The organism is Streptomyces sp. WY228 (genome assembly GCF_019287315.1).
Taxonomy (GTDB): Bacteria; Actinomycetota; Actinomycetes; order Streptomycetales; family Streptomycetaceae; genus Streptomyces; species Streptomyces caviscabies.
In genome coordinates this window covers 1,657,962-1,681,920 of record NZ_CP079114.1, presented here as the reverse complement: position 1 = coordinate 1,681,920, position 23,959 = coordinate 1,657,962, and the positions used below count along the sequence as shown (strand labels likewise).

21 protein-coding genes are annotated in these 23,959 nt (G+C 73.0%); 7 read left to right on the top strand and 14 right to left on the bottom strand.

What is annotated here, in order from left to right; translation table 11 throughout:
• Positions 1-55: 55 nt before the first annotated feature.
• A complete protein-coding gene (locus tag KV381_RS07150) occupies positions 56-826 on the bottom strand; it encodes an IclR family transcriptional regulator (RefSeq protein ID WP_030088694.1) in 771 nt (256 codons plus the stop codon).
• Positions 827-1,027: 201 nt separating this feature from the next.
• Between KV381_RS07150 and KV381_RS07145 the strand changes: the two genes are divergently transcribed.
• The 3 genes from KV381_RS07145 (at position 1,028) to KV381_RS07135 (ending at position 4,540) form a co-directional block, all read left to right on the top strand.
• A complete protein-coding gene (locus tag KV381_RS07145) occupies positions 1,028-2,548 on the top strand; it encodes an aldehyde dehydrogenase (NADP(+)) (RefSeq protein WP_078611307.1) in 1,521 nt (506 codons plus the stop codon).
• A 113-nt stretch (positions 2,549-2,661) separates the two neighbouring features.
• Complete coding sequence (locus tag KV381_RS07140) at positions 2,662-3,378, top strand: DsbA family oxidoreductase (RefSeq protein WP_103536853.1); 717 nt, start codon at positions 2,662-2,664, stop codon at positions 3,376-3,378.
• Positions 3,379-3,481: 103 nt separating this feature from the next.
• On the top strand, positions 3,482-4,540 hold the full coding sequence (locus KV381_RS07135; RefSeq protein ID WP_218784921.1) for an aminotransferase class V-fold PLP-dependent enzyme: 1,059 nt from the start codon (positions 3,482-3,484) through the stop codon (positions 4,538-4,540).
• A 31-nt stretch (positions 4,541-4,571) separates the two neighbouring features.
• Here KV381_RS07135 and KV381_RS07130 read toward each other — a convergent pair whose 3' ends face one another.
• Positions 4,572-5,078 (bottom strand): MarR family winged helix-turn-helix transcriptional regulator, encoded by a 507-nt coding sequence (locus KV381_RS07130; protein ID WP_218784920.1) that lies wholly within the window; start codon positions 5,076-5,078, stop codon positions 4,572-4,574.
• A 195-nt stretch (positions 5,079-5,273) separates the two neighbouring features.
• Here KV381_RS07130 and KV381_RS07125 point away from each other — a divergent pair, with 195 nt between their 5' ends.
• Positions 5,274-6,344, top strand: coding sequence for an alkene reductase (locus KV381_RS07125; protein ID WP_030088682.1), 1,071 nt, complete (start codon positions 5,274-5,276; stop codon positions 6,342-6,344).
• Here the strand turns inward: KV381_RS07125 and KV381_RS07120 are convergent.
• From KV381_RS07120 to KV381_RS07095, 6 genes are all read right to left on the bottom strand, one after another.
• Positions 6,320-7,354, bottom strand: coding sequence for a VOC family protein (locus tag KV381_RS07120; RefSeq protein WP_218784919.1), 1,035 nt, complete (start codon positions 7,352-7,354; stop codon positions 6,320-6,322). The genes KV381_RS07125 and KV381_RS07120 overlap by 25 nt on opposite strands.
• Positions 7,355-7,454: 100 nt before the next feature.
• Entirely contained in the window at positions 7,455-8,348 is an 894-nt protein-coding gene (gene thpD, locus KV381_RS07115) for an ectoine hydroxylase (protein WP_030088678.1), read from the bottom strand.
• A 3-nt stretch (positions 8,349-8,351) separates the two neighbouring features.
• The gene (locus tag KV381_RS07110) at positions 8,352-8,750 is read right to left on the bottom strand and encodes an ectoine synthase (protein ID WP_006123624.1); all 399 of its coding nucleotides are present in this window, start codon (positions 8,748-8,750) and stop codon (positions 8,352-8,354) included.
• Positions 8,751-8,839: 89 nt separating this feature from the next.
• Positions 8,840-10,102 carry a diaminobutyrate--2-oxoglutarate transaminase gene (gene ectB, locus KV381_RS07105; protein WP_030088675.1) on the bottom strand — a complete coding sequence of 421 codons (1,263 nt, stop codon included), beginning with the start codon at positions 10,100-10,102 and terminating at the stop codon, positions 8,840-8,842.
• Between the two features lie 175 nt (positions 10,103-10,277).
• Positions 10,278-10,808: a diaminobutyrate acetyltransferase gene (gene ectA, locus KV381_RS07100; RefSeq protein WP_078611306.1), complete on the bottom strand. Its 531-nt coding sequence runs from the start codon at positions 10,806-10,808 to the stop codon at positions 10,278-10,280.
• Positions 10,809-11,115: 307 nt separating this feature from the next.
• Positions 11,116-12,222, bottom strand: coding sequence for an alanine--glyoxylate aminotransferase family protein (locus tag KV381_RS07095; RefSeq protein ID WP_030627406.1), 1,107 nt, complete (start codon positions 12,220-12,222; stop codon positions 11,116-11,118).
• Positions 12,223-12,310: 88 nt separating this feature from the next.
• Between KV381_RS07095 and KV381_RS07090 the strand changes: the two genes are divergently transcribed.
• Positions 12,311-13,411 carry an amidohydrolase family protein gene (locus KV381_RS07090; RefSeq protein WP_030627401.1) on the top strand — a complete coding sequence of 367 codons (1,101 nt, stop codon included), beginning with the start codon at positions 12,311-12,313 and terminating at the stop codon, positions 13,409-13,411.
• A gap of 344 nt (positions 13,412-13,755) precedes the next feature.
• Complete coding sequence (locus KV381_RS07085; RefSeq protein WP_218784918.1) at positions 13,756-14,730, top strand: SCO1860 family LAETG-anchored protein; 975 nt, start codon at positions 13,756-13,758, stop codon at positions 14,728-14,730.
• A gap of 59 nt (positions 14,731-14,789) precedes the next feature.
• Here KV381_RS07085 and cobC read toward each other — a convergent pair whose 3' ends face one another.
• Positions 14,790-16,391 carry an Rv2231c family pyridoxal phosphate-dependent protein CobC gene (cobC, locus tag KV381_RS07080; protein ID WP_218784917.1) on the bottom strand — a complete coding sequence of 534 codons (1,602 nt, stop codon included), beginning with the start codon at positions 16,389-16,391 and terminating at the stop codon, positions 14,790-14,792.
• Positions 16,392-16,581: 190 nt separating this feature from the next.
• Between cobC and KV381_RS07075 the strand changes: the two genes are divergently transcribed.
• Positions 16,582-17,304, top strand: coding sequence for a ZIP family metal transporter (locus tag KV381_RS07075; protein WP_030088663.1), 723 nt, complete (start codon positions 16,582-16,584; stop codon positions 17,302-17,304).
• Between the two features lie 47 nt (positions 17,305-17,351).
• Here KV381_RS07075 and KV381_RS07070 read toward each other — a convergent pair whose 3' ends face one another.
• The 5 genes from KV381_RS07070 to KV381_RS07050 are packed head-to-tail and all read right to left on the bottom strand — an operon-like array spanning position 17,352 to position 23,929.
• Positions 17,352-18,704 (bottom strand): cobyrinate a,c-diamide synthase, encoded by a 1,353-nt coding sequence (locus KV381_RS07070; RefSeq protein WP_030088662.1) that lies wholly within the window; start codon positions 18,702-18,704, stop codon positions 17,352-17,354.
• Positions 18,698-19,297 carry a cob(I)yrinic acid a,c-diamide adenosyltransferase gene (gene cobO, locus KV381_RS07065; protein WP_018512216.1) on the bottom strand — a complete coding sequence of 200 codons (600 nt, stop codon included), beginning with the start codon at positions 19,295-19,297 and terminating at the stop codon, positions 18,698-18,700. Before cobO ends, KV381_RS07070 begins: the two co-directional genes overlap by 7 nt.
• Complete coding sequence (locus KV381_RS07060) at positions 19,297-21,345, bottom strand: putative cobaltochelatase (protein WP_218784916.1); 2,049 nt, start codon at positions 21,343-21,345, stop codon at positions 19,297-19,299. Before KV381_RS07060 ends, cobO begins: the two co-directional genes overlap by 1 nt.
• Entirely contained in the window at positions 21,342-22,982 is a 1,641-nt protein-coding gene (locus tag KV381_RS07055) for a cobyric acid synthase (protein ID WP_218784915.1), read from the bottom strand. Before KV381_RS07055 ends, KV381_RS07060 begins: the two co-directional genes overlap by 4 nt.
• Positions 22,979-23,929: a cobalamin biosynthesis protein gene (locus tag KV381_RS07050; RefSeq protein ID WP_030088656.1), complete on the bottom strand. Its 951-nt coding sequence runs from the start codon at positions 23,927-23,929 to the stop codon at positions 22,979-22,981. Before KV381_RS07050 ends, KV381_RS07055 begins: the two co-directional genes overlap by 4 nt.
• Positions 23,930-23,959: the final 30 nt, after the last annotated feature.

The following is a 23,959-nucleotide window of genomic DNA, read 5'->3' as shown; positions in this document are numbered from 1 at the left end:
GACGATCCGTCTCCGCCGCACGGGGGAGGCCCCGGAGCCGGGCGTCCCCCGGCGGTCAGAGCCTGCGGGTCGCGAGGGTCAGCCGGTCCCGGGCGTCGAACAGGGCGTCCTTCACCATCTGTTCGTGCGCCGGGGTGAGCCGGGCGACCGGCACCGAGCAGCTGATCGCGTCGCGCGCGGGCGTCCGGTAGGGGATCGCCACCCCGAAGCAGCGCAGGCCGAGCGTGTTCTCCTCGCGGTCCACCGCGTAGCCCTGCTCGCGGACCAGCCGCAGCTCCTCGATGAGCTTCTCGCGGTCCGTGATGGTGTGCTCGGTCAGCGCGGGCAGCGACTCGGGCAGCATCTTGCGGACCTGCTCGTCGCTGTGGGTGGCCAGCAGCGCCTTGCCGAGCGAGGTGGAGTGCGCGGGCAGCCGGCGGCCGACCCGGGTGAAGGGGCGCAGATAGTGCTGGGACTGCCGGGTGGCGAGATAGACCACGTTCGTCCCGTCGAGACGGGCCAGGTGGATGGTCTCCGTGGTGTCGTCGGACAGCCGGTCCAGGGTGGGCCGGGCGGCGGCCACGACCTCGTCGCCGTCGATGTACGACGTACCGACGAGCAGGGCGCGGACGCCGATCCCGTACCGGGTGCCCGTCGCGTCCGTCTCCACCCAGCCCAGCTCCACCAGGGTGCGCAACAGCATGTAGAGGCTGGACTTGGGATAGCCGACCGCCTCCTGGACGGCGGCCAGCGAGTGCATGCCGGGCCGCCCCGCGAAGTATTCGAGGAGCTCCACGGTCCGTACCGCGGACTTGACCTGTGCCCCACCGGACTCGGCGACCGACATCGCCCACGCCCCCTTCTCCAGCTTCTCCGCTTCCCGGCCGAACGCCGTCCGAAAAGCTCGCCACCACGATTGCCAACACGGAACGTACGGAAATAGAGTCCCAGCACATTCACGATCAGGAACTCTGTTCAGAATACCGAACACTTGCTGATCCGCGGCGAAGACGGTCGGACGATGGCCGCAGGACGGGAGGGAATCACGGTGAGCGCAGCACCAGTCTGGAGTGTCGACCCCCGAACCGGGAACCCGCGTGAGCAGGTTGCCGTGGAGGCCACGGCCGAGGAGGTCGACCGGGTGGTCCGGGCGGGCCACGCCGCCCGCGACGCACTCGCCGACCGTGCGGCGCGTGCCGCGTTCCTGCGGACGGCGGCGGAGCTGCTGGAGGAGTCCGGCGAGCACATCATCGAGGCCGCCGACGCCGAGACCGCCCTCGGGCCGGCCCGGCTCACCGGTGAACTGGCCCGGACCGCCGCGCAGTTGCGGGCCTTCGCCGAGGTCGTCGACGAAGGCGCCTACCTCGACGTCCACATCGACCACGAGGACGGCTCCCGCACCCCGCCCTGGCCCGACCTGCGCCGCTACAAGATCCCGCTCGGAGTCGTCGCCGTCTACGCGGCCAGCAACTTCCCGCTCGCCTTCTCCGTGCCCGGCGGCGACACCGCGAGCGCGCTCGCGGCCGGCTGCCCGGTCGTCGTCAAGGCGCACCCCGACCACCCGGCCACCTCCGAACTCTGCGCCTCGGTGCTCCGCCGCGCCGCCGCCCGCACCGGGCTGCCCGAGGACGTGCTGACCCTGGTCCACGGCTTCGAGGCGGGCGTCGAGCTGATCCGCCATCCGCTGGTGAGCGCGGCGGGCTTCACCGGCTCGGTACGTGGCGGACGCGCCCTGTTCGACGCCGCGGCTGCGCGCCCCGCCCCCATCCCCTTCCACGGCGAACTCGGCTCGCTCAACCCGGTGGTGGTCACCGGGACGGCCGCCGCCGAGCGCGCCGGGGAGATCGGTACGGGACTCGGCGGCTCGATGACGCTCGGCGTCGGCCAGTTCTGCACCAAGCCCGGCTTCGTCCTGGTCCCCGAGGGCGCGGCGGGCGACCAGCTCCTGAAGACCCTCACCGAGGCCGTCAGCTCCACCGGCTCCGGCGTCCTGCTGGACCACCGCATGCGGGACGCCTTCGTGACGGGCGTACAGGAGCGGGCCGCGCTGCCCGACGTCGGCGCGCCCGTCACCCCCGGCGCGGGCGGCGAGCACACCGTCTCCGCCGGATTCCTCACCGTGCCGGCCGCCCGGCTGACCGCCGAGGGCCCGCACGACGCGCTGCTGGAGGAGTGCTTCGGCCCGGTCACCGTGATCGCCCGGTACACCTCCGTCGACGAGATCGCCGCCGTCCTGGCCCGGCTGCCCGGAAACCTCACCGCCACCCTCCACACCGCCACCGAAAGCCCCGACCCCGACGCGGCCCGCCTGCTGCCCGCCCTCACCCCGCTGGCCGGCCGCATCCTGGTCAACGCCTGGCCGACCGGCGTCGCCGTGGCCCCCGCCCAGCACCACGGCGGCCCCTACCCCGCCACCACGTCCACCTCCACCTCGGTCGGCGCGACGGCGATCGAACGCTGGCTGCGCCCGGTCACCTACCAGTCCACCCCCGAGACGCTCCTCCCACCGGAACTGCGCGAGGACAACCCGCTGAACCTGCCCCGCCGGGTGGACGGACGCCGGGCGTGACGCGCCACCCCGCACGGGAATCACCAGGCCGGATCAGGTGTTCGCATCGGTGACCTGACCTGCGGAGGTCCCCTCCGCACGCCCGTCCGCGACCCCTGGAGAGAAGAAGAGTCATGCGCGTCGAGATCTGGAGCGACATCGCCTGTCCGTGGTGCTACATCGGCAAGGCCCGCTTCGAGAAGGGCCTCGCGGAGTTCGCCCACCGGGACGAGGTCGAGGTGGTGCACCGGTCCTTCGAGCTCGACCCGGGGCGGGCCAAGGGGGAGACCGAGCAGGTCGTCGACATGCTGGCCGCCAAGTACGGGCGGACCCGCGAGGAGGCCGCCTCGATGGAGGCCAACGTCGCGGCCAACGCGCAGTCCGAGGGGCTCGGGTACCGCACCGAGGGCCGTGACCACGGCTCCACCTTCGACATCCACCGGCTGCTGCACCTGGCCAAGGCCCGGGGCCGGCAGGACGAGCTGCTGACCCTCGCCTACCGGGCGAACTTCGCCGAGGAGCGGTCCGTCTTCGACGACGAGGTGCTGCTCGCCCTCGCCGTGGAGGCCGGGCTCGACGGCGACGAGGCCCGTGCGGTGCTCGCCGACCCCGAGGCGTACGCGGACGACGTGCGGACCGATGAGCGTGAGGCGGCCGAACTGGGCGCCAACGCCGTGCCGTTCTTCGTTCTCGACCGGCGGTACGGGATCTCCGGCGGCCAGCCGTCGGAGGTCTTCGTCCAGGCGCTGGAGCAGGCCTGGAAGGACCGCCCCGCCACCGCGCTGACCACCGTCGGCGGGGACGCGGCGGGCTGCGACGCGGACGGGGCCTGCGAGGTCCCGGGGAGCTGAGCTCCGGCGGACGCGGTTCACCAGTGATACATAAGCGATCCTTGGGTGCACCCCTTAACTCTCAGTAATTGACTTTGGGTTGAGGGGGCTTCAGGGTGGACGTATGACGATCCTCGCGCCCATCCAAGCCGCAGCCGTCGAATTCGCGCCCGAGGTCACCTACCTCAACACCTCCAGCTGGGGTCTGCTGCCCCGCCGGACGATCGCCGCCGTCAAGGCCCTGGCCGACGAGAACGCCGTCGGCCGGCGGGAGGGGGCGGGCAGCTTCGACGCGGTCGAGGCCGCCCGGGTCGGGTTCGCCCGGCTCGCCGGGGTCCACCCCGACCGGGTCGCCACCGGCGGTTCCGTCACCGTGCACGTCGGCCTGATCGCCGCTTCGCTGCCGGCCGGTGCCGAAGTCCTCTGTCCCGAGGGCGAGTTCGCCTCCGTGGTCAGCCCGTTCGCGCTCCGCGGCGATCTGCGCGTACGGTACGCGCCGCTCGCGGACCTCGCCGGGGCCGTACGGCCCTCGACCGACCTGGTCGCCTTCTCCGCGGTGCAGTCGGCCGACGGCCGGGTCGCCGACCTCGCCGCCGTCCGCGCGGCCGCCGCGGCGCACGGGGCCCGGACCCTGCTGGACGCCACCCAGGCGGCGGGCTGGTTCCCGCTGGACGCCGGGGCGTACGACTACACCGTCACCGGTGGCTTCAAGTTCCTGCTCTGCCCGCGCGGTACGTCGTTCCTGACGGTCACCGAGGAGGCGCAGGACACCCTGCCGCCGCTCTTCGCCGGCTGGGTCTCCGCCGGTGCGCCCTGGGCGAGCAACTACGGCCCGCTGGAGCGCCTCGCCCCGACCGCCCGCGGCTTCGACGAGCCGCCTGCCTTCCTCTCGTACCACGGGGCGGAGCACTCCCTCGCCCTGCTCGCGGAGGTCGGCCCCGACGCCCTGCACGCGCACGCCACCGGGCTCGCGGCGCGGCTGCGCGCCGGGCTGACCGGGCTCGGGCGCGAGGTGGTGCCCGGGGAGTCGGCGATCGTCTCCGTACCGGGGCTGCAGGGCCGTCGGGACGATCTGATGAAGGCCGGGATCGCCGTCTCGGCCCCGGCCGGGAATCTGCGGATCTCCTGCCACCTCTACAACACCGAGGCCGATGTGGACCGGGTGCTGGAGTTCCTGGCCTGACCGCTCCGCGTGCGTCCGGGGGCCGTACGGCTCAGCGCCGGTCGGGGCAGTCCGCGGTCTCCCGGCAGAGGTTCTCCTCGACCTTCGCCAGCAGCCGCGCCAGCTCCGCGCGCTCGGCCGGGTCCAGGCCCGCGAGCGTGTGCTCCTCCAGGCTGCCCCAGGCGGCCTCGACCGCGGTGTGCAGCGCGCAGCTCTCGTCCGTCGCCTCGACCAGTACGGCCCGCCGGTCGGCCGGGTCGGGGCGGCGGCGCACATGCCCGGTCTGCTCCAGTCGCTGGAGCATCTTCGTGACCGTGGACGGGTCCAGCTCCAGTGACCTGATCAGCTCCGTCTGACGGACCGCCCCCCGGTCCCACAGGTGCATCATCAGCAATTCCTGCCCCGGGTAGAGCTCCACCCCCTTGAGCGCTTTGCCCGCCGCGATCCGGTGCAGCCGGGCCACCCGGGAGACGGCGTGGCTCACCGGCCCGCCGATCGCCGTCGTGGGCAGCGCGTCGGTACAGGACTCTTCCGCGGGGGCGGCGTGGCCGGTGGTCATGGCGGGCTCCTGGGGTCCTCGGGCCGGACGGGCTCTGGCGGGGGCTTTCGGTGGCGGCTTCCGATGATGCCCGACCGGATGCCGGACTGAACGCCCGACGGTTTCCCACGACTTTACCTTGGTCGGCCAATGAATGGGCTATGGTGGCCGTCGGCGCCGATGCTTGGCCGACCACATACTTTCTTGGGAGCCTTCATGACCACCGCTTTCGACCCGATCGACCTGTCCGGCACCCCGCTGGCCAACCGCATCGCCCTGGCCCCGATGACCCGCAGCCGGGCCGGTGAGGGCGGCACCGCCACCGAGCTCACCGCCACCTACTACGCCCAGCGCGCCTCGGCCGGCCTGGTGATCACCGAGGGCATCCAGCCGTCCGCCGTGGGCCAGGGCTACCCCTCCACGCCCGGGCTGCACAGCGCCGAGCAGGTCGCCTCGTGGCGTACGGTCACCGACGCGGTGCACGCGAAGGGCGGCAGGATCTTCGCCCAGATCATGCACGCGGGCCGCATCGGCCACCCGGTCCTGCTCCCCGACGGCCTCGTCCCCGTCAGCGCCTCCCCGGTCAGGGCCGAGGGGCAGGTCTACACCCACGTCGGCCCGAAGGACTTCGTCGAGCCGCACGAGCTGACCGACGCCGAGGTCCGCGCGACCGTCGCCGACTTCGTCACTGCCGCCCGCAACGCCGTGGAGGCCGGATTCGACGGGGTCGAGCTGCACGGCGCCAACGGCTACCTCATCCACCAGTTCCTCGCCCCCAACACCAACCTGCGCACCGACGCCTGGGGCGGCTCCGACGAGGCCCGCACCCGCTTCGCCGTCGAGGTCGTCAAGGCCGTCGCCGCCGAGATCGGCCCGGAGCGCACCGCACTGCGCATCTCGCCCGGCAACCCGTACAACGACATCGACGAGCCCGCGCCGGAGGCCACGTACACCGCGCTGGTCCGGGAGATCGAGCCGCTCGGCCTCGCCTATCTGCACATCCTGGAGGCCGTCCCGATCCGCGAGCTGACCCTCGCCCTGCGCAAGGCCTTCTCCGGGACCGTCGTCATCAACGTGCACTCCGACGGCCCCACCGGACCCGGCGACCACACGGTGATCGACGACGGCATCGCCGACCTGATCTCCTACGGGGCGCTCTTCCTCGCCAACCCGGACCTGCCCGCCCGGCTGAAGGCGGGCGGCCCGTTCAACACCCCCGACCCGTCGACCTTCTTCGGCGGCGACGCCCAGGGCTACACCGACTACCCGGCGCTCGACGCCGTCTGATCCGCCGGGGGCCGCCCGTCCCACCGCCACGAGGTGCGGCGCGGGTGGCCCGGCAGCTCGGCGCGGCCGGTGGCCCACAGCAGGACGGTCCACCGGTCGCCGCCCGCCGGGGCGTCGGGGAAGAGCCGGGCCAGCACCCGGTCGCAGAGCGCCGGGGACGGCGACCACTCCAGCCCCAGGCCCTCGGCGAGGTCGTACGTGTGCACCAGGGTCTCCACCACGCCCATCGCGGCGAAGCCCTCCGGGTCGGAGATCCCGTACCCGTGGTACGAGCGCACCCCGGGCGGCGTCGTCCGCGCCATCGAGGCCAGCAGCGCCCCGCTCGCCTCCAGCGTGGCCAGCAGCCCGGCGGTCCCCGCCGTCCGGTCGGCGAAGACCGCGTTGTGCGGCCCGCCCTCCCGGTCCGGCGCCCACCGGTAGGGCACATCGTGGTCCAGCGGAGGCGTACGAGGGCCCAACTGCGCCGCGTACGCGAACAGATCGTCGCTCAGGTGCTCCACCGTCTCCCAGCAGGTCCACGTGAGGCTTCCGGCGGGCGTGTCCCAGCGGTCCGCCGGGGCACCGGCCAGCGCGTCCACCGCGAGCCGCACCGCCGAGGTCACATCGTCGGCCGTCACCGGCAGCCGGGTGCCGGTCAGCGCCGCCCGCTCGGCGGCGGAGCACTCCACACAGAACTCGTTGCCCTCGGGATCGGCGAGCGTCACCCAGCCCCGCCCGTTCGGTCGGCGGTGGTCGCCCACCAGCGTGGCCCCGAGCGCGAGCAGCCGCTCGACCTCCTCGTCCCGGGAGCGGTCCTGCGGCTGGATGTCCAGATGGACCCGGTTCTTGGTCTGTTTCGGATCCTCCACCCGGACGAAGAGGATCGCCGTGCCGGGCGCCTCGACCAGCGCCTCCGGATCACCGGGGGAGTCCTCGTCGGAGAGCGGGGCGTCGAGCACCTGGGCCCAGAAGGCGCCGAGTCCGTAGGCGTCGGAACAGTCGATCGTGATGTGGCGTACGTGGGAACTCATGGCGGACACCCTGTCCGCTGACCCGGCCCCGGTCCAGCGAGTTACGCGCGCAGGGCCGGGACGGCGTACCGTCCCGGCCCCGACTCCCTGGTGCGTACGGCTACTTCACCGGAGTGAAGTCCCGCGCCCCGATGAACTCGGGGCGGCGGATCGGAGCCGCGAAGGGCTCCTCGGCCGCGTTCTCCACGCTGTTGAAGACGATGAAGACATTGCTGCGCGCGTACGGGGTGATGTTGTCGCCCGAGCCGTGCATGGCGTTGCAGTCGAACCAGGTCGCCGAACCGGCCTTGCCCGTGAAGAGCCTGATGCCGTGGCGGTCGGCCATCTTCGTCAGCGCCTCGTCGGACGGGGTGCCGGCGTCCTGCATCTGGAGCGACTTCTTGTAGTTGTCCTTCGGCGTCTCGCCCGCACAGCCGAGGAACGACTTGTGCGAACCGGGCATGATCATCAGCCCGCCGTTGGTGTCGAAGTTCTCGGTCAGCGCGATCGACACGGACACCGTCCGCATGTTCGGCAGACCGTCCTCCGCGTGCCAGGTCTCGAAGTCCGAGTGCCAGTAGAAGCCCGAGGCCCCGAAGCCCGGCTTCACATTGATCCGGGACTGGTGGACGTACACGTCCGAGCCGAGGATCTGGCGGGCCCGGCCCACCACCCGCTCGTCACGGACCAGCCCGGCGAAGACCTCACTGATCCGGTGGACCTCGAAGACGGACCGCACGTTCTGCGTCTGCTTCTCGACGATGGAGCGCTCGTCGGCGCGGATCGCCGGGTCGGAGATCAGCCGGTCCAGCTCCGCCTGGTAGACGGCGACCTCGTCCGGCGTGATCAGCTGCTCGATGCTGAGGAAGCCGTCGTGCTCGTAGCTCTGGAGGTCCTTGGCGACGATCGGGCCCGGTGCGCCCGGCGCGGACCAGATGACCGGGTCCTGGCGGGGAGTGGTCATCTCGGCGGCGCCGCGCGAGGGGTACAGATCGGCGCGTACTTCGGTGGTCATGGTTCAGCCCTCCTCGGTCAGCAGTGGGTAGACACCGTTCTCGTCATGGTCCTCCCGTCCGGTGACGGGGGGATTGAAGACGCACACGCAGCGGAAGTCGGTCTTGGGCCGCATGGTGTGCCGCTCATGTCCGTCCAGCAGATACATCGTGCCGGGCGTGATCCAGTGCTTCTCGCCGGTCTCGTCGTTGGTGAGCTCGGCCTCGCCCTCGGTGCACAGCACCGCCTCGATGTGGTTCGCGTACCACATGGAGGTCTCCGTGCCCGCGTACAGCACGGTCTCGTGGAGCGAGAAGCCCACCTTCTCCTTGGCGAGCACGATGCGCTTGCTCTCCCAGGTGCCGGACGCGGCCTTCACATGCCGGTCGGTGTTCTCGATGTCACTGAACGATCGGACGATCACGGTGAGCGGTTGCCTTTCTCTTCTCTGCACGGGCCCCGGGCCTCGCGGCCCGGGACCTCTTCTTCTGCGCCTGCCCCGGCCGTTCCGGGTCAGGCTGTCTCGCGGACGCAGCGGGCCAGCGTGCGCAGGCCCTCGTCCAGTTCCTCGGGGGTGACGGTCAGCGGCGGCAGCAGCTTGACGACCTCGCTCTGCGGGCCCGAGGTCTCCAGCAGGAGCCCCAGCTCGAAGGCGCGGGCGCAGACCGCCGAGGCGCGCGCCGGGTCCTCGAACTCCATGCCCCACACCAGGCCCCGGCCGCGGAACTGCGCGGTCGGCTCCTCGGCGCAGATGGCCAGCAGCGTCTGCTCGACCTGCTCGCCGCGGGCCAGGGTCTGCTTCTCCATCTGGCCGTCCGCCCAGTAGGCGTCCAGCGCGGCGGCGGCCGTGACGAAGGCCGGGTTGTTGCCGCGGAAGGTGCCGTTGTGCTCGCCCGGCTCCCAGATGTCCAGCTCCGGCTTGAACAGGCAGAGCGACATCGGCAGTCCGTAGCCGCTGATCGACTTCGACAGCGTGACGATGTCCGGGACGATGCCGGCCTCCTCGAAGGAGAAGAAGCCGCCGGTACGGCCGCAGCCCATCTGGATGTCGTCGACGATCAGCAGCATGTCCTGGCGCTCGCACAGCTCCTTGAGCGCGCGCAGCCACTCGGCGCGGGCCACGTTGATGCCGCCCTCGCCCTGGACCGTCTCCACGATCACGGCGGCGGGCTTGTTCAGCCCGGAGCCCTGGTCCTCCAGCAGTCGCTCGAACCACAGGAAGTCGGGGACCGTGCCGTCGAAGTAGTTGTCGAACGGCATCGGGGTGCCGTGCACCAGCGGGATCCCGGCACCGGCCCGCTTGAACGCGTTGCCGGTGACGGCCAGCGAGCCCAGCGACATGCCGTGGAAGGCGTTGGTGAACGAGACGACGGACTCGCGGCCCTTGACCTTACGGGCCAGCTTCAGCGCCGACTCGACGGCGTTGGTGCCGGTCGGGCCGGGGAACATCACCTTGTACGGCAGGTCGCGCGGCCGCAGGATCACGTTCTGGAACGTCTCCAGGAACGCGCGCTTGGCGGTGGTCGCCATGTCGAGACCGTGGGTGATGCCGTCGCGCTCGATGTAGTCGATCAGCGCTCGTTTCAGCACCGGGTTGTTGTGGCCGTAGTTCAGCGAACCGGCCCCGGCGAAGAAGTCCAGGTAGGTGTGGCCGTCCTCGTCGGTCAGCCGGGCGCCCTGGGCGCGGTCGAACACGGCGGGCCAGCCGCGGCAGTAGCTGCGGACCTCGGACTCAAGGGTCTCGAAGACGCTCAGTGCGGGCGGGGTGATGGTCACAGCGGATCTCCTGCGTGAGGGGGTGTGACGGGCGGTGGTCGAGTGCTCCCCGCCGCACGGAGGCGGCCGGGACCGCGCCGGGTGGTCGGCCGGCGCGAAAAGTCTGGGAGGCCGGGCGTACGGGTCGGGTACGCCGGGGTGGCGGCCGGGCGGGTGCGGCCGGCGAACAGGCCGGTCAGGCGGCGAACGGGCCTATCCGGTAGAGCACCTCGGGCAGATGCGTCCCTTCGGGGAACAGCGCGCCGTCGAAGAGCACCTCCTGCTCCAGCGCGACGTCGTGGCGCTGGGCGTAGGACGTGAACAGCCGGTCGGATGCGGTGTTGTCCGGGGTGATCGTCGTCTCCACGGACGACAGGCCCTGGTCGGCGGCGACCCGGGCGGTCAGCGCGTCCAGCAGAGTGGCGGCCAGCCCCTTGCCGCGGTGGGCCTGGTCCACGGCCACCTGCCAGACGACGAGGGTCCGGGGGCGGTCGGGCCGGATGTAGCCCGTCACGAAGGCGATGGGCTCGCCGTTCTCGCCACGGGCGACGACGGAGGTCGCGGCGAAGTCACGACACCACAGCAGGTAGCTGTACGAGGAGTTCAGGTCCAGGACCTGGGAGTCGCGGGCGATGCGCCAGATCGCGGCTCCGTCCTCCACTCGTGGGGTGTCGATACTGAGGAATTCGCTTCGGGCACGGGCAAAATCTGCTGGTGCGGCGGTCATGGGAATTGAATTTACCCAGCAAATTTCGAAATTGCATCGACGTGAAGGGTTGGGTGAAGCGCCTTCGTGTGTTATCAGGCGTGCGCGAGATCCGCCATGATCCGGGTGGTTTTTCAGGCTCTTTGTCCCGAATTTTTCGGGCATAACGCCGCCGATGTGGAGTCGGTCACAGGGTTGTAACTCTCCTGAGACGTGTCCGAATCACGAAGTTCGATGCCCGAAAAACTTCCGCGTTTAGGTACCGGGAAAGCGGGCAGAAGAATGCGGGGAGCTGCTTTCGATAAAGCAGCTCCCCGCATTATGAATATCAGCGGCCCGGCCAGGTTTCCGAAACGGCGGCCCGGGCAGCATCGATATCGACCCGCAGGCCCGCATCGGTCAGCGCCGACCCCAGAGCCGCGAGCGAGGACAGCACCGCGTCCCGCGTCGCATCCGCCCCGTAGTGATTGACCCGGATCATCTCCTTGGACAGCGCCCCGCCGCCCGCGACGAGCGGGAGCGAGGGATCGGCCGCCAGCGCGTGCGCGACCAGCGCGGCGGCGTCGGTCCCCGCCGGGGCGCGCAGCGTCGTGGCCACCGGAGCGGCGTCCCGCGCGGCGTGGACGTACGGCTCCAGACCGCCGCCCAGTGCCACCGCACCCGCCCGGGTCGCCGCGGCCGCCGAGGCGTGGCGGGCCATCACCGTGTCCAGGCCCGTGTCCTCGATCCGCGCCACACAGGCCTCCAGGCCCAGCATCTCCAGCTGCGCCGGGGCGTGCGGCAGCGCCTTGCGGCCCCCGTCGATCCAGCGCTCCTTCCAGTCCAGGAGGGAGAGGTAGGAGCGGCGCGGGGCGGCCGGGTTGGCGGCCATCCGCTCCCAGGCCCGCGCGCTCACCGACACCGCGGAGACCCCGGCCGGCCCGCCCATGGCCTTCTGCGCGCCGATCACGCACAGGTCGACGCCCCAGGCGTCCGGCAGCAGCGGCTCGGCGCCCACCGAGGCGACCGCGTCCAGCATGAACAGCGCGCCGTGCGCCCGGACCACCTCGCCGATCTCCGCGACCGGATTGGTGTTGCCGGTCGCCGCCTCCGCGTGCACCAGCGAGACGAAGTCGATCTCCGGGTGCGCGGCGAGCGCCTCGGCGACCTGGCCGGCCGTCACCGCCGTGTGGAAGGGCACCGCGAGGTCGACGACCTGCGCGCCGCAGTCCCGCAGCCAGTTGCCGAAGGTCTGCCCGTAGGGGCCGGTGACCACGTTCAGCGCGGTCGAGCCGGGCCGCGCGCCGCTGCGGATGCAGCCCTCCAGCGGCAGCAGCGCCTCGCCCTGGGTGATGACGACGTCCTGCTCCGTGGCGAGGAGCCGGGCCACGGACCGTTCGATCGCCGCGAAGCGGTCGGCGGTGAGCGGCGGGAGGTCGAGGAAGGGGTGCGTCACGGTGGGGCTCTCTTCGGGTGCGTGCGGCGGTCGGAAAGACACCGGCAGCCTACCGACGGCCCTCCGGCGGCCTCGTACAGTGCCGCCTATGAGTGATCAGGAGGAACAGCGGGTGCTGCGGGTGAAGGGCCGGGTGCTCGTCGGCCCGGACGAGGTGCGGGACGAACTGTGGGCCGTGGACGGGCGGATCACCTACGAGCGGCCGCCCGGCGCGGACCGCGCGGTGACCGTCACCGGCTGGGCGCTGCCCGGTCTGGTCGACGCGCACTGCCATGTGGGCCTGGACGCGCACGGCCCGGTCGACGCGGCCACCGCCGAGAAGCAGGCGCTCGCCGACCGGGAGGCCGGAACGCTGCTGATCCGGGACGCCGGATCGCCCTCCGACACCCGGTGGGTCGACGACCGCGAGGATCTGCCGAAGATCATCAGGGCCGGCCGGCACATCGCCAGGACCCGCCGCTACATCCGTAACTACGCCCATGAGATCGAGCCCGGCGACCTCGTCGCGTACGTGGCCCGGGAGGCCCGGCGCGGGGACGGCTGGGTCAAGCTGGTGGGGGACTGGATCGACCGCGACGCCGGGGACCTGACCGCCTGCTGGCCGCGCGGCGAGCTGGCGGCGGCCATCGCCGAGGCGCACCGGCTCGGCGCCCGGGTCACCGCGCACTGCTTCGCCGAGGAGTCGCTCACCGACCTGGTCGAGGCGGGCATCGACTGCATCGAGCATGCCACCGGCCTCACCGAGGAGACCATCCCGCTCTTCGCCGAACGCGGGGTCGCGATCGTCCCGACGCTGGTCAACATCGCCACCTTCCCGGACCTCGCGGCGGGCGGCGAGGCCAAGTTCCCCCGCTGGTCCGCCCATATGCGGCAGCTGTACGAACGCCGCTACGACACCGTGCGCGCCGCGTACGACGCGGGCATCCCGGTCTACGTCGGCACCGACGCGGGCGGCTCGCTGGCGCACGGCCTGGTCGCGGGCGAGGTCGCCGAGCTGGTCAAGGCGGGCATCCCGCCGCTGGAGGCCCTCTCCGCCACCGCGTGGGGAGCCAGGCGCTGGCTGGGGCGGCCGGTGCTGGAGGAGGGCGCCCCGGCCGACCTGGTCGTGTACGACGAGGATCCGCGCGCGGACGTGCGGGTGCTGGCGGCTCCTCGGCACATCGTGCTGAACGGGCGCGTGATCGGCTGACGGCGGCGCGGTGCCGTGTCGGGGGCGGCGCGGCGCTGTGTTGACGGGCAGTGACGGAGGCGGCCCCGGCTCGTTGAAGCACCTCTGTGTACGTCGTGGTGTCGTCCGGTGTGTTCGGGTGCCGTACGACCGGAGCCGGGTGAAACGAGTGACACCGGGGAACGCGCGTGCCGAAAGATTCGAATGTGCGCGCGGAAACCCCCCTTTGGGGTGAACTCACGCCAGGTATCCGCCAGTTCACCCTCAGTGCGTAAAGATTCACGGAGTCGAGGCCGCCGGCACGGGCGATGTCCCCCATTGGACCGTGCCGGTGGCTCCATGTCTCTTGTGGGGGTTCCACCATCTTGAACAGCAACACCTTCCGTCTCGCCGCCCTGGCGGTCGCCGCCGCCCCCGTCGCCCTGCTTGCCGCCGTCCCCGCGCACGCAGCCCCGGCGACGCCCACCACCGGCGAGGGCAGGGCGAGCGCGGTCGTGCTCCGTACCGGGCTCGACGTCTCGCTCCTCAACAAGTCCGTCCAGGTGCCCCTCAAGGTCACGCTCAACGAGGTGCAGGCGCCGGCCAGCGCCGAGAAGACCGCGCTGACCGTGGACGTGGACGGGGTGCAGGGCCGGCCGGTGAGCGTTCTGCGCGCCGATGTGGCCACCGCGAACGCCACCGTGGACGAGCACAAGGCCGAGGGGTACACCAACCTCGCGAAGGCGCGGATCCATGTCCCCGGACTCACCGCGCTCTCGCTCATCGAGGTCGAGAAGGTCACCTCCAAGGCCGTCTGCGAGACCGGCAGGAAGCCCGTCGCCGAGTCGAACGTGCTCGGCCATGTCGCGGTGCTCGGCAAGAAGGTGACGCTCAGCGCGGGCGGGCCGACGCAGGTGTCGGTGCCGGGCGTCGGTGAAGTCTCCCTCCATCTGTCGAAGACCGTCACCACCGAGCGCACGGCGGCCGCGACGGCGCTCCAGCTCAAGGTGTCGGTCAACCCGCTGAAGCTCAACGTCGCCGAGGTGGAGGGCGAGGTCACCCTCGCCGAGGCCACCTGCGAGACCCCGAAGGGACCGAAGACCCCCGAGAAGCCGGGCACCACGGACGGCGGCTCCACGGACGGCGGCTCCACCGGCGGCGACGCGGGTGACGGCGGCAAGAGCGGCGACGTGAAGACGCAGACCGGCTCCGACACCGGTCCCGCCCCCACCGAGGCCAACCTCGCCGAGACCGGCGGCAGCTCCACCACCCCGTACATCGCGGGCGGAGCGGCCCTGCTGCTGGCCGTCGGCGCGGGCGCCACGGTGGTGGCCCGCAGGCGCAGCAGCAGCCAGAGCTGATACGCGAAAGGGGGCGGCGTCCGCACGACGGACGCCGCCCCCGGGGCCTGCAGGGCTCCTCAGCGCCCCGATCTCGCGGGCAGCGCCTGCACGGCCTGGTCCAGGGCCTGGAGGAAACGATTGGTCGTGGCCCGGTCGCGGACCGCGAGCCGCAGCCACTGCGGCCCGAGCCCCGGGAACGTATCCCCGCGCCGGGCCGCGAAGCCCAGCAGCCGCAGCCGCTCCCGCACCTCCGCCGCCCGCTCCAGACGCACCAGGACGAACGGCCCCCGGGCCGCTTCCACCGCCTCCACCTCGCTGAACTCGGCCAGCCCGGCGAGCAGATGGGCCCGGTCCACGGTGATCCGGTCCGCCGCCTCGGCCGCCTCCACCAGCGCCCGCGGCTCCATGCACGCCTCCGCCGCCGCGAGCGCCGGGGTGGACACCGGCCACAGCGGCTGCGCCTCCGCGAGCAGCGCCACCGTCTCCGGCTCGGCCAGGACATAGCCGATCCGCAGCCCGGCGAGTCCCCAGGTCTTGGTGAGACTGCGCAGCACCACGAGCCCCGGGATGTCCGTCCGCCCGCACAACGCCTCGCGCTCGCCCGGCACGACGTCCATGAACGCCTCGTCGACCACCAGCGTCCGCCCCGGCCGCGCCAGCCGCTCCAGCAGGGCCGCCGGATGCAGCACGGACGTCGGGTTCGTCGGATTGCCGATCACCACGAGGTCCGCCTGCTCGGGCACGGCCGCCGGATCGAGCCGGAAACCGTCCTCCGCCCGCAGCAGCACCCGGCCCACCCCGTGCCCGGCCGCCCGGAGCGCCGCCTCCGGCTCGGTGAACTGCGGATGCACCACGACCGGACACCGGGCCGGAAGGGCCCGGGCGATCAGGACGAACGCCTCGGCCGCGCCCGCCGTCAGCAGCACCCGCTCCACCGGCAGCCCGTGCCGGCCGGCGACCGCGGCCCGGGCGGAGGACCCGTCCGGGTAGGCGGCCAGCGAGGCGAGCGACGCGGCTATCCGCTCGCGCAGCCACTCCGGGGGAGTGTGGGTACGGACGTTCACGGCGAGATCGGTCAGATTCTCGCCGCGCACCTCCGCGTCGCCGTGGTGGCGCAGGTCGGGCCCGGCGCTCTCGATGTTCTGTGTGGGGGGAGTCATGGCAGCCATGGTGAACGGGCGCGAGCCCCCCGTCACCGGTGAGGTGGAACTTTTCCTCCCGGAAACATCGAAAGTCCCGGTGGCGGACGGAAGACGCCGGGCCACCGCGCAGGTCGCCACCCCCGCGGACGCGGTGTTCGCGCCCGTGGCACGGGTCTTCGGCACCACCAGCTCGTCCGCCTCGATCAGCGCCGCAGCCTCCGCGACCGACCCGGTCCCCACCGCCGCGCCCACCGCGCCCGAGGGGTGCGGCACACGGACCGCGGCCAGCGCCCCGGCCGGATGCGTCCGCACCGGCACCCCGAGCCGGGCCGCCGCCGCCACGATCCCCGGCTCGTCCCCCTTCGCGTCGACCGTGGCCACCTCCACCACGTCCGCCGCGTCCAGCCCGGCCCCGCTCAACACCGCCTCGATCAGGGCGAACACCGCATCGCCGGAGGCGCCGCGGCGCGCGCCGACCCCCACCACCAGACTGCGGGCGCCGGACTCCGGTCCGGGGCCGACGGATGCTCCGGTCATCGGCGGAGTCCTGCCTTTCAGGTCAAACGTCGCGGTGGTGCGTCGGTGGTACGTCAGGGGTACGGAGGCGGCGGGCGCGGCCGGTCCGTATACGGAGCACGGGCCCGGGCGGCAGGAGAGGCGCCGCGAGCCACGCCGGTAAGGACACCCTGAGATGCGGAGGGAGGGCGTGATCGGCTAGCAAGGCCCCATGGCGGTGTTCGTCGCGCTCGGCGCGTTCCTGATGACCCTGGCCGGCGGCTGGGTCGCCCAACGCGTCACCGACCGCCGCCACCTGGTGCTCGGCTTCGCGGGCGGGCTGATGCTCGGTGTGGTCGGACTCGACCTCCTGCCGGAGGCGATGGAGGCCGCGGGCACCCCGGTGTTCGGCGTGCCCGCCGCCCTGCTGCTGTTCGTCGGAGGCTTCCTGGTGGCCCATCTGGTCGAGGGTCTGCTCGCCGTACGCCAGGTGGCACACGGGGCGAGCGGCGAACGCGTGCCGGAGGTGGGGCTGACGGCGGCCGCCGCGATGGTCGGCCACAGCCTGATGGACGGCATCGCGCTCGGCGCCGCCTTCCAGGTCGGCGGATCCATGGGCCTGGCCGTCGCGCTGGCGGTGATCAGTCATGACTTCGCCGACGGATTCAACACGTACACCCTCACCCGTCTGTACGGGAACGCCCGCCGCAAGGCGCTCCTGATGCTGTTCGCGGCCGCTCTTGCGCCGGTCGTGGGCGCCGCGACGACGCTGCTGTTCACCCTTCCGGAGGAACTGCTCGGCGGCTATCTCGGCTTCTTCGGCGGCGCGCTGCTCTATCTGGCCGCCGCGGAGATTCTTCCCGAGGCGCACCACTCCCATCCCGCCCGCTCCACCCTTCTCTGCACCATCGGGGGCGCGGGCTTCATCTGGCTGGTCGTCGGCATCGCCGAATGAGCCGTGCGTACGCCCGCTCACGCCGCCGAGGCGAACGCGCCGGCCGCTCACCGCGCCCGGCAGTGCCCGACGAACCGCCGGGCCACCTCGGGGGCGGCCGCCCAGTGCGTGTGCAGATAGCTCGCGTGCACGCCGAGCCGGACGTACCCCTCGACCCGCCGCTCCGGCTGGTGCATGCCCCAGGCCGGGGTGGTCCCGGCGCCCGGCTCCAGCACCGTGCGGTGGAACTCATGGCCGCGCATCCGGGTGCCCGCCACCGCCAGCGCGCTGTCCGAGACCGCGACCGCCTGCCGGTACCCGAGCGTGAGCCGCTCCGACATCCGGGCCTCGGCGTCCAGCACCCCGCACATCGGCTTCCCGTCCAGCTCCCGGGCCAGATACAGCAGCCCCGCGCACTCGGCCGCCACCGGAGCGCCGCCCAGGGCCAGCTCCGTGACCGCCCGCCGCAACGGCTCGTTCGCCGACAGCTCGGGGGCGTACATCTCCGGGAACCCGCCGCCGATCACCAGACCCGCCGTGCCCACCGGCAGCTTCTCGTCCCGCAGCGGGTCGAAGGTCACGACCTCCGCGCCGGCCGCCGTCAGCAGCTCGGCGTGTTCCGCGTACGCGAAGGTGAACGCCGCCCCGCCCGCCACGGCGACGACGGGCTTCTCCGCACCGGGCGCCGGGGCGTACGCGGGCTCCCACGGTTCGTCCGTCAGCGCGGGAGCCGTCCGGGCCAGCGCCATCAGCGCGTCCAGGTCGCATCCGGCGAGCACCCGCTCGCCCATGGCGCGTACGGCGTCCACCGCGTCGCCCTGCCGCTCGGCCACCGGCACCAGACCCAGGTGACGCGAGGGCGTCGCGACCTGCGGGGCCCGCCGGATCACGCCCAGCACCGGCAGGCCGGACTCGTCCAACGCGTCCCGCAGCAGCGCCTCGTGCCGGTCCGAGGCCACCTTGTTCAGGATCACCCCGCCGATCCGCACCTCCGGGTCCCAGGAGGCGAACCCGTGCACCAGGGCCGCCACCGACCGGGACTGCGAGGAGGCGTCCACCACCAGCACCACGGGCGCCCTGAGCAGCTTCGCCACCTGCGCGGTCGACGCCAGCTCACCTTGGCCCGAGGCACCGTCGTACAGCCCCATCACGCCCTCGACCACCGCGAGATCGCACCCCGCCGACCCGTGCGCGAACAGCGGGGCGATCAGCTCCGGCCCGCACATGTACGCGTCGAGATTGCGGCCGGGGCGGCCCGTCGCCAGTGAGTGGTAGCCCGGATCGATGTAGTCCGGGCCCACCTTGTGCGGCGAGACGGCGAGACCGCGCGCGGCGAAGGCGGCCATCAGACCGGTGGCGACGGTGGTTTTGCCGCTGTTGGAGGCCGGAGCGGCGATGACCAGACGGGGCACGGTCACCACTCGATGCCCCTCTGGCCCTTCTGTCCCGCGTCCATCGGGTGCTTGACCTTCGACATGTCGGTCACCAGATCGGCGGCCTCGATGAGCGCGTCCGGCGCGTTGCGGCCGGTGATCACCACGTGCTGGGTGCCGGGCCGGTTCCGCATCACCTCGACGACCTCGTCGGTGTCGATCCAGCCCCAGTGCATCGGGTAGGCGAACTCGTCGAGCACGTACAGCTTGTACGTCTCGGCCGCCAGGTCGCGCTTGACCTGCTCCCAGCCCTCGCGGGCCTTCTCCTCGTTGTCGAGCTGACCGTCGCGCTGGACCCAGGACCAGCCCTCGCCCATCTTGTGCCAGTCGACGGTGCCGCCCTCGCCGCTCGCGCCCAGCACCTTCAGCGCGTTCTCCTCGCCGACCTTCCACTTCGCCGACTTCACGAACTGGAACACCCCGATCGGCCAGCCCTGGTTCCAGGCCCGCAGCGCGAGCCCGAAGGCGGCGGTCGACTTGCCCTTCCCGATGCCCGTGTGGACGAACAGGAGCGGGCGGTTGCGCCGCTGCCGGGTGGTGAGCCCGTCGTCCGGCACCGATGTCGGCTGTCCCTGCGGCATTAAGCGGCCCTCCCGGCTGCGGTGACGTCCTTGACGAGCCCGGCGATCGAGTCGGCCCGCAGCTCGTCGAGCGTGACGGCGGTGCCTCCCAGTTCCCGGGCCAACTCCCCGGCGAGACCGAGGCGTACGTACCCCGACTCGCAGTCCACGACGACCGAGGCCGCCCCCTCGGACCGGTGCAGCCGTGCCGCCCGACCCGCGAGCGCCACGGGCTCCGGCCCGCCGGTCGCCCGCCCGTCCGTGACGACGACGAGCAGGGGCCGCCGCGACGGATCGCGCAGCCGCTCCACCCGCAGGACGTCATGGGCCTTGAGCAGCCCGGCGGCGAGCGGAGTGCGCCCGCCCGTCGGCAGCGACTCCAGCCGTGCGGCGGCCGCGTCCACCGACGAGGTCGGCGGCAGCGCCACCTCCGCCTCCTTGCCCCGGAAGGTGACCAGACCGACCTTGTCCCGCCGCTGGTAGGCGTCCAGCAACAGCGACAGCACGGCCCCCTTGACCGCGCTCATCCGCTGCCGGGCCGCCATCGACCCGGAGGCGTCCACGACGAACAGCACGAGGTTGCCCTCACGCCCCTCCCGGGTCGCCTGCCGCAGATCGTCCCGGCGCACCACGAGCCCGCGCCCGGCCCGCCCGCGCGCCCGCTGGTGCGGGGCGGCGGCCTGCACGGTCGCGGCCAGGTGAAGCTTGGTCAGCGACCCCTGCGGACGGCGCGCGCCGGTCGTACGCCCGTGCTCGGTACGGGCCCGGGAGCGCCGCCCGGCAGCGCCCTCACCGAGCCCCGGCACGCTGAGCATCTTCGTCCGGAACGGCTCGGCGGACGCCACCGGCTGCTGCTCGGCCCCGGTGGACCGGCCGGGCGCGTCGGGGGTGCCCTCGGGAGCCTGCGACGGCGTGTCGCCGTCCTCGCCGCCCTGGCCCTGCGGCGGCGTACGGTCGCCGTCGGCCTGCGGCGGCACACCCCCGCCGCCACCGCCGTCGTCGTTCCCGCCACCGTCGGGGTCGGGATCGGGCTGGTCATCGTCGTCGTGGTCGTCCTGCGGACCGGCCTCGTCCAGGGTCTGGTCGAGCTTGTCCTCGTCCAGGCCCGGCGCGTCGAAGGGGTTGCGGCGACGCCGGTGGGGGAGTGCGAGGAGCGCGGCCTGCCGCACGTCGTCGGCGGTGACCTCCTCGCGCCCCGCCCAGGCGGCCAGCGCGGTGGCGGTGCGGGCCATCACGATGTCGGCCCGCATCCCGTCCACCTCGAACGCGGCGCAGGTGGCGGCGATCTGCCGCAACACGCCGTCGCCCAGCACGACACGGGGCAGCAGGGCGCGCGCATCGGCGATCCGCTGCCGCAGGGCGCTCTCCTCCTCGGCCCAGCGCGCCGCGAAGCCCTCGGGATCGTCGTCGTACGCGAGCCGGCGCCGCACGACCTCGACCCGCTCGTCGGTGTCCCGGGACGCGGCCACCTCGACGGTCAGCCCGAACCGGTCCAGCAACTGCGGCCGCAGCTCGCCCTCTTCCGGGTTCATCGTCCCGACCAGCAGGAACCGCGCGGCATGCCGTACGGAGACGCCCTCGCGCTCCACGTACGAGGCGCCCATGGCCGCCGCGTCCAGCAGCAGGTCCACCAGGTGGTCGTGGAGCAGGTTGACCTCGTCGACGTACAGGATCCCGCGATGCGCGTCGGCCAGCAGCCCCGGCTCGAACGCCTTTACGCCCTCCGAGAGCGCCCGCTCGATGTCCAGCGCCCCCACGAGCCGGTCCTCGGACGCGCCGACGGGCAGCTCCACGGTCCGCGCGGCCCGCGACACACCGGCCGCCTCCGCGTGCGGCCCGTCGGGACACGCCGGATCGGGCGAGGCCGGGTCACAGGAGAACCGGCACCCGGGCACGACGGCGACCTCGGGCATGAGGGCGGCCAGCGCACGCACGGCGGTGGACTTGGCGGTCCCCTTCTCCCCTCGCACGAGCACCCCGCCGACAGCCGGACTGACCGCGTTCAGCAACAGCCCGAGCCGCAGGTCGTCCTGCCCGACGATCGCGGTGAAGGGATACGGCGTACTCACAAGGCCTCCTGGTCGACATGCTGTTCAGCTTCCTGCCCAAGCCCGGCGGACCCGGCAAAATCAAGCCCCTCCGGCGATTGAGGAGCGGGGTCCGGGGCAGCGCCCCGGCTCTCCGGAGCCCCCGCACCGAACGACGGCGCCCCCGGCGGCACGAACGGCAACCCGGACGGCGCCCCGCCCTCGATCAACCGCCACAACGCATCCGTATCCGCGTGCTCCTCCACCAGATCCCCCAGCCGATCCAGCTGCTCCTCCCGCAACACCCCGAAACTCGTGTCCGGCGCGGGAACGAACCGCCGCCCGGCGGCCCGGGCCACCTCCACCAGGAACCGCCGCCGGAACGCATCGCTCTCCAGCGACCCGTGCCAGTGCGTCCCCCACACCGCACCCACCCGGCACCCGTCCAGGAACGGCTCCCCGCCCCGTACATCGGCCACCCCGTGGTGGATCTCGTACCCCTCCACCGGCTCGCCCAGCGCCGAACCGACCGGCCGCGCCAGCGTCTTGTCCCGGTCGAAGCGAATCCGTACGGGAAGGATCCCCAGCCCGTCCACGACCCCCGCCCGCGACTCCACCTCGTCCTCGATGCGCTCACCGAGCACCTGGAACCCGCCGCAGATGCCGAGCACCGGCCGGCCCTCCGCCGCCCGCCGCACCAACGCGTCCGCGAGCCCCCGCTCGCGCAGCCAGGCCAGCGCCTTCACCGTGCCGCGCGTCCCGGGCACGATCACCAGGTCCGCGTCGGCCAGCTCATCGGCCCGGTCCGCGAACCGCACGACGACGCCCGGTTCGGCGGCCAGCGCGTCCACATCGGTGAAGTTGGACATCAACGGCACCGCGCAGACCGCCACCCGCAGCACGTCCTCCCCGTGCGGCGGCGCCACGACCGACTCCCGGACCGCACCGCGCAGGGACACCCGCAGGCCGTCCTCCTCGTCGATGCCGAGCCCGTGGGCGTACGGCAGCACTCCGTACGTCCGCCGCCCGGTCAGGCCGTGGAGCATGTCCAGCCCCGGCTCCAGCAGTGAGACGTCGCCCCGGAACTTGTTCACCAGATAGCCCGCGACCAGTGCCTGGTCCTCGGCGCTCAGCAGCGCCGTCGTGCCGAAGAACGAGGCGAACACCCCGCCCCGGTCGATGTCACCGACCACCAGCACGGGGAACCGAGCGGCCCGCGCGATGCCCATGTTCACGATGTCGGTCCGCCGCAGATTGATCTCGGCCGGCGACCCGGCCCCTTCGCAGATCACCGCGTCATGGCTCGCCCGCAGCTGCTCCAGACAGTCCGTGACCGTGCCGAGCAGCGCCTCCTGACGGCCCCCGTGGTACCCCCGGGCGCTCATCTCGCCGACCGGCTTCCCCATCAGGACCACCTGGCTGGACCGGTCGCCGCCGGGCTTCAGCAGCACCGGGTTCATCAGGGCCGTCGGCTCCACCCGGGCGGCCTGCGCCTGCATCGCCTGGGCCCGCCCGATCTCCGCGCCCTGGCGGGTCACGAAGGAGTTCAGGGACATGTTCTGCGCCTTGAACGGCGCGACCTTCACGCCCCGGCGCACCAGCCACCGGCAGATGCCCGCCGTGACGACGCTCTTGCCCGCGTCCGATGTGGTGCCCGCGACCAGCAGTCCGCCGCTCATGCCCGTCCCCGCTTCCGTCCCACGACTGTCCGGCCCACCACGCACACCCCGAGGGCCAACGCACTCACCCGGCGCGAGAGCCGCACCGCGCGTTCGATGTCCGCGCCCCGGACCTCCCGTCCGGCCGCCCCGTTGAGCACCGGCCGGTGTTCGACGCGCCCCGCGTACGCCAGCGTCCCGCCCAGCCGTACGCCGAGCGCCCCCGCGAACGCGGCCTCCACCGGCCCCGCGTTCGGGCTCGGATGGCGCCCCGCGTCCGCCTTCCAGGCGCGTACGGCCTCCGAGGGCCGCCCGCCCGCCACGACGGCCAGCGCGGCCGTCAGCCGCGCTCCGGGCCACCCCGCGAGGTCGTCCAGGCGGGCCGAGGCCCAGCCGTAACGGCGGTGGCGGGGCGACTTGTGGCCGACCATCGCGTCCAGGGTGTTCACGGCCCGGAAGCCGACGAGCCCCGGCACCCCGCCGATCGCCCCCCACACCAGGGCGCCGACGACGGCGTCCGAGGTGTTCTCCGCGACCGACTCCACCACGGCGCGGGCGATCTGCGGCCCGTCCAGGGAGTGCGGATCACGCCCGCACAGATGCGGCAGCCGCTCCCGGGCCACCTCCAGGTCCCCGGCGGCCAGCGCGCCGCCGATGGCGCGGGCCTCCCGGCCCAGCGACGTACCGCCGACGACCGACCACGTGGTGGCGGCCGTCAGCGCGACGGCGAGCGCGGGGCGTCCCCGTACGGCACGGGCGGCCAGTGCGGCGGCCCCCACGGCGCCTCCGGCGCACAGCAGGGTGTGCAGCGCACCCCGGCCCCGGTCGTCACGCCACAGCAAGGACTCCACCCGCGCGGCGGCCCGGCCGAAACCGGCGACGGGATGGCCCCGCCGGGGGTCGCCCAGAGCCGCGTCGGCGATCAGCCCGGCGGTGGCGCCGTAGGCGAAGACACGGTCGGCACGCACGGTTCAGCCCGCCGCGGGCAGAGGCGTTCC

Bases quoted from the DNA above. Each gene is read 5' to 3' on its own strand.
- KV381_RS07090 (WP_030627401.1), top strand. From the start codon at position 12,311: ATGAGTGATCAGGAGGAACAGCGGGTGCTGCGGGTGAAGGGCCGGGTG.
- KV381_RS07130 (WP_218784920.1), bottom strand. From the start codon at position 5,078: ATGACCACCGGCCACGCCGCCCCCGCGGAAGAGTCCTGTACCGACGCG.
- KV381_RS07140 (WP_103536853.1), top strand. From the start codon at position 2,662: ATGCGCGTCGAGATCTGGAGCGACATCGCCTGTCCGTGGTGCTACATC.
- thpD (WP_030088678.1), bottom strand. From the start codon at position 8,348: ATGACCACCGAAGTACGCGCCGATCTGTACCCCTCGCGCGGCGCCGCC.
- KV381_RS07150 (WP_030088694.1), bottom strand. From the start codon at position 826: ATGTCGGTCGCCGAGTCCGGTGGGGCACAGGTCAAGTCCGCGGTACGG.
- KV381_RS07075 (WP_030088663.1), top strand. From the start codon at position 16,582: ATGGCGGTGTTCGTCGCGCTCGGCGCGTTCCTGATGACCCTGGCCGGC.
- cobC (WP_218784917.1), bottom strand. From the start codon at position 16,391: ATGACCGGAGCATCCGTCGGCCCCGGACCGGAGTCCGGCGCCCGCAGT.
- KV381_RS07120 (WP_218784919.1), bottom strand. From the start codon at position 7,354: ATGAGTTCCCACGTACGCCACATCACGATCGACTGTTCCGACGCCTAC.
- KV381_RS07125 (WP_030088682.1), top strand. From the start codon at position 5,274: ATGACCACCGCTTTCGACCCGATCGACCTGTCCGGCACCCCGCTGGCC.
- ectA (WP_078611306.1), bottom strand. From the start codon at position 10,808: ATGACCGCCGCACCAGCAGATTTTGCCCGTGCCCGAAGCGAATTCCTC.
- KV381_RS07135 (WP_218784921.1), top strand. From the start codon at position 3,482: ATGACGATCCTCGCGCCCATCCAAGCCGCAGCCGTCGAATTCGCGCCC.
- KV381_RS07055 (WP_218784915.1), bottom strand. From the start codon at position 22,982: ATGAGCGGCGGACTGCTGGTCGCGGGCACCACATCGGACGCGGGCAAG.
- cobO (WP_018512216.1), bottom strand. From the start codon at position 19,297: ATGCCGCAGGGACAGCCGACATCGGTGCCGGACGACGGGCTCACCACC.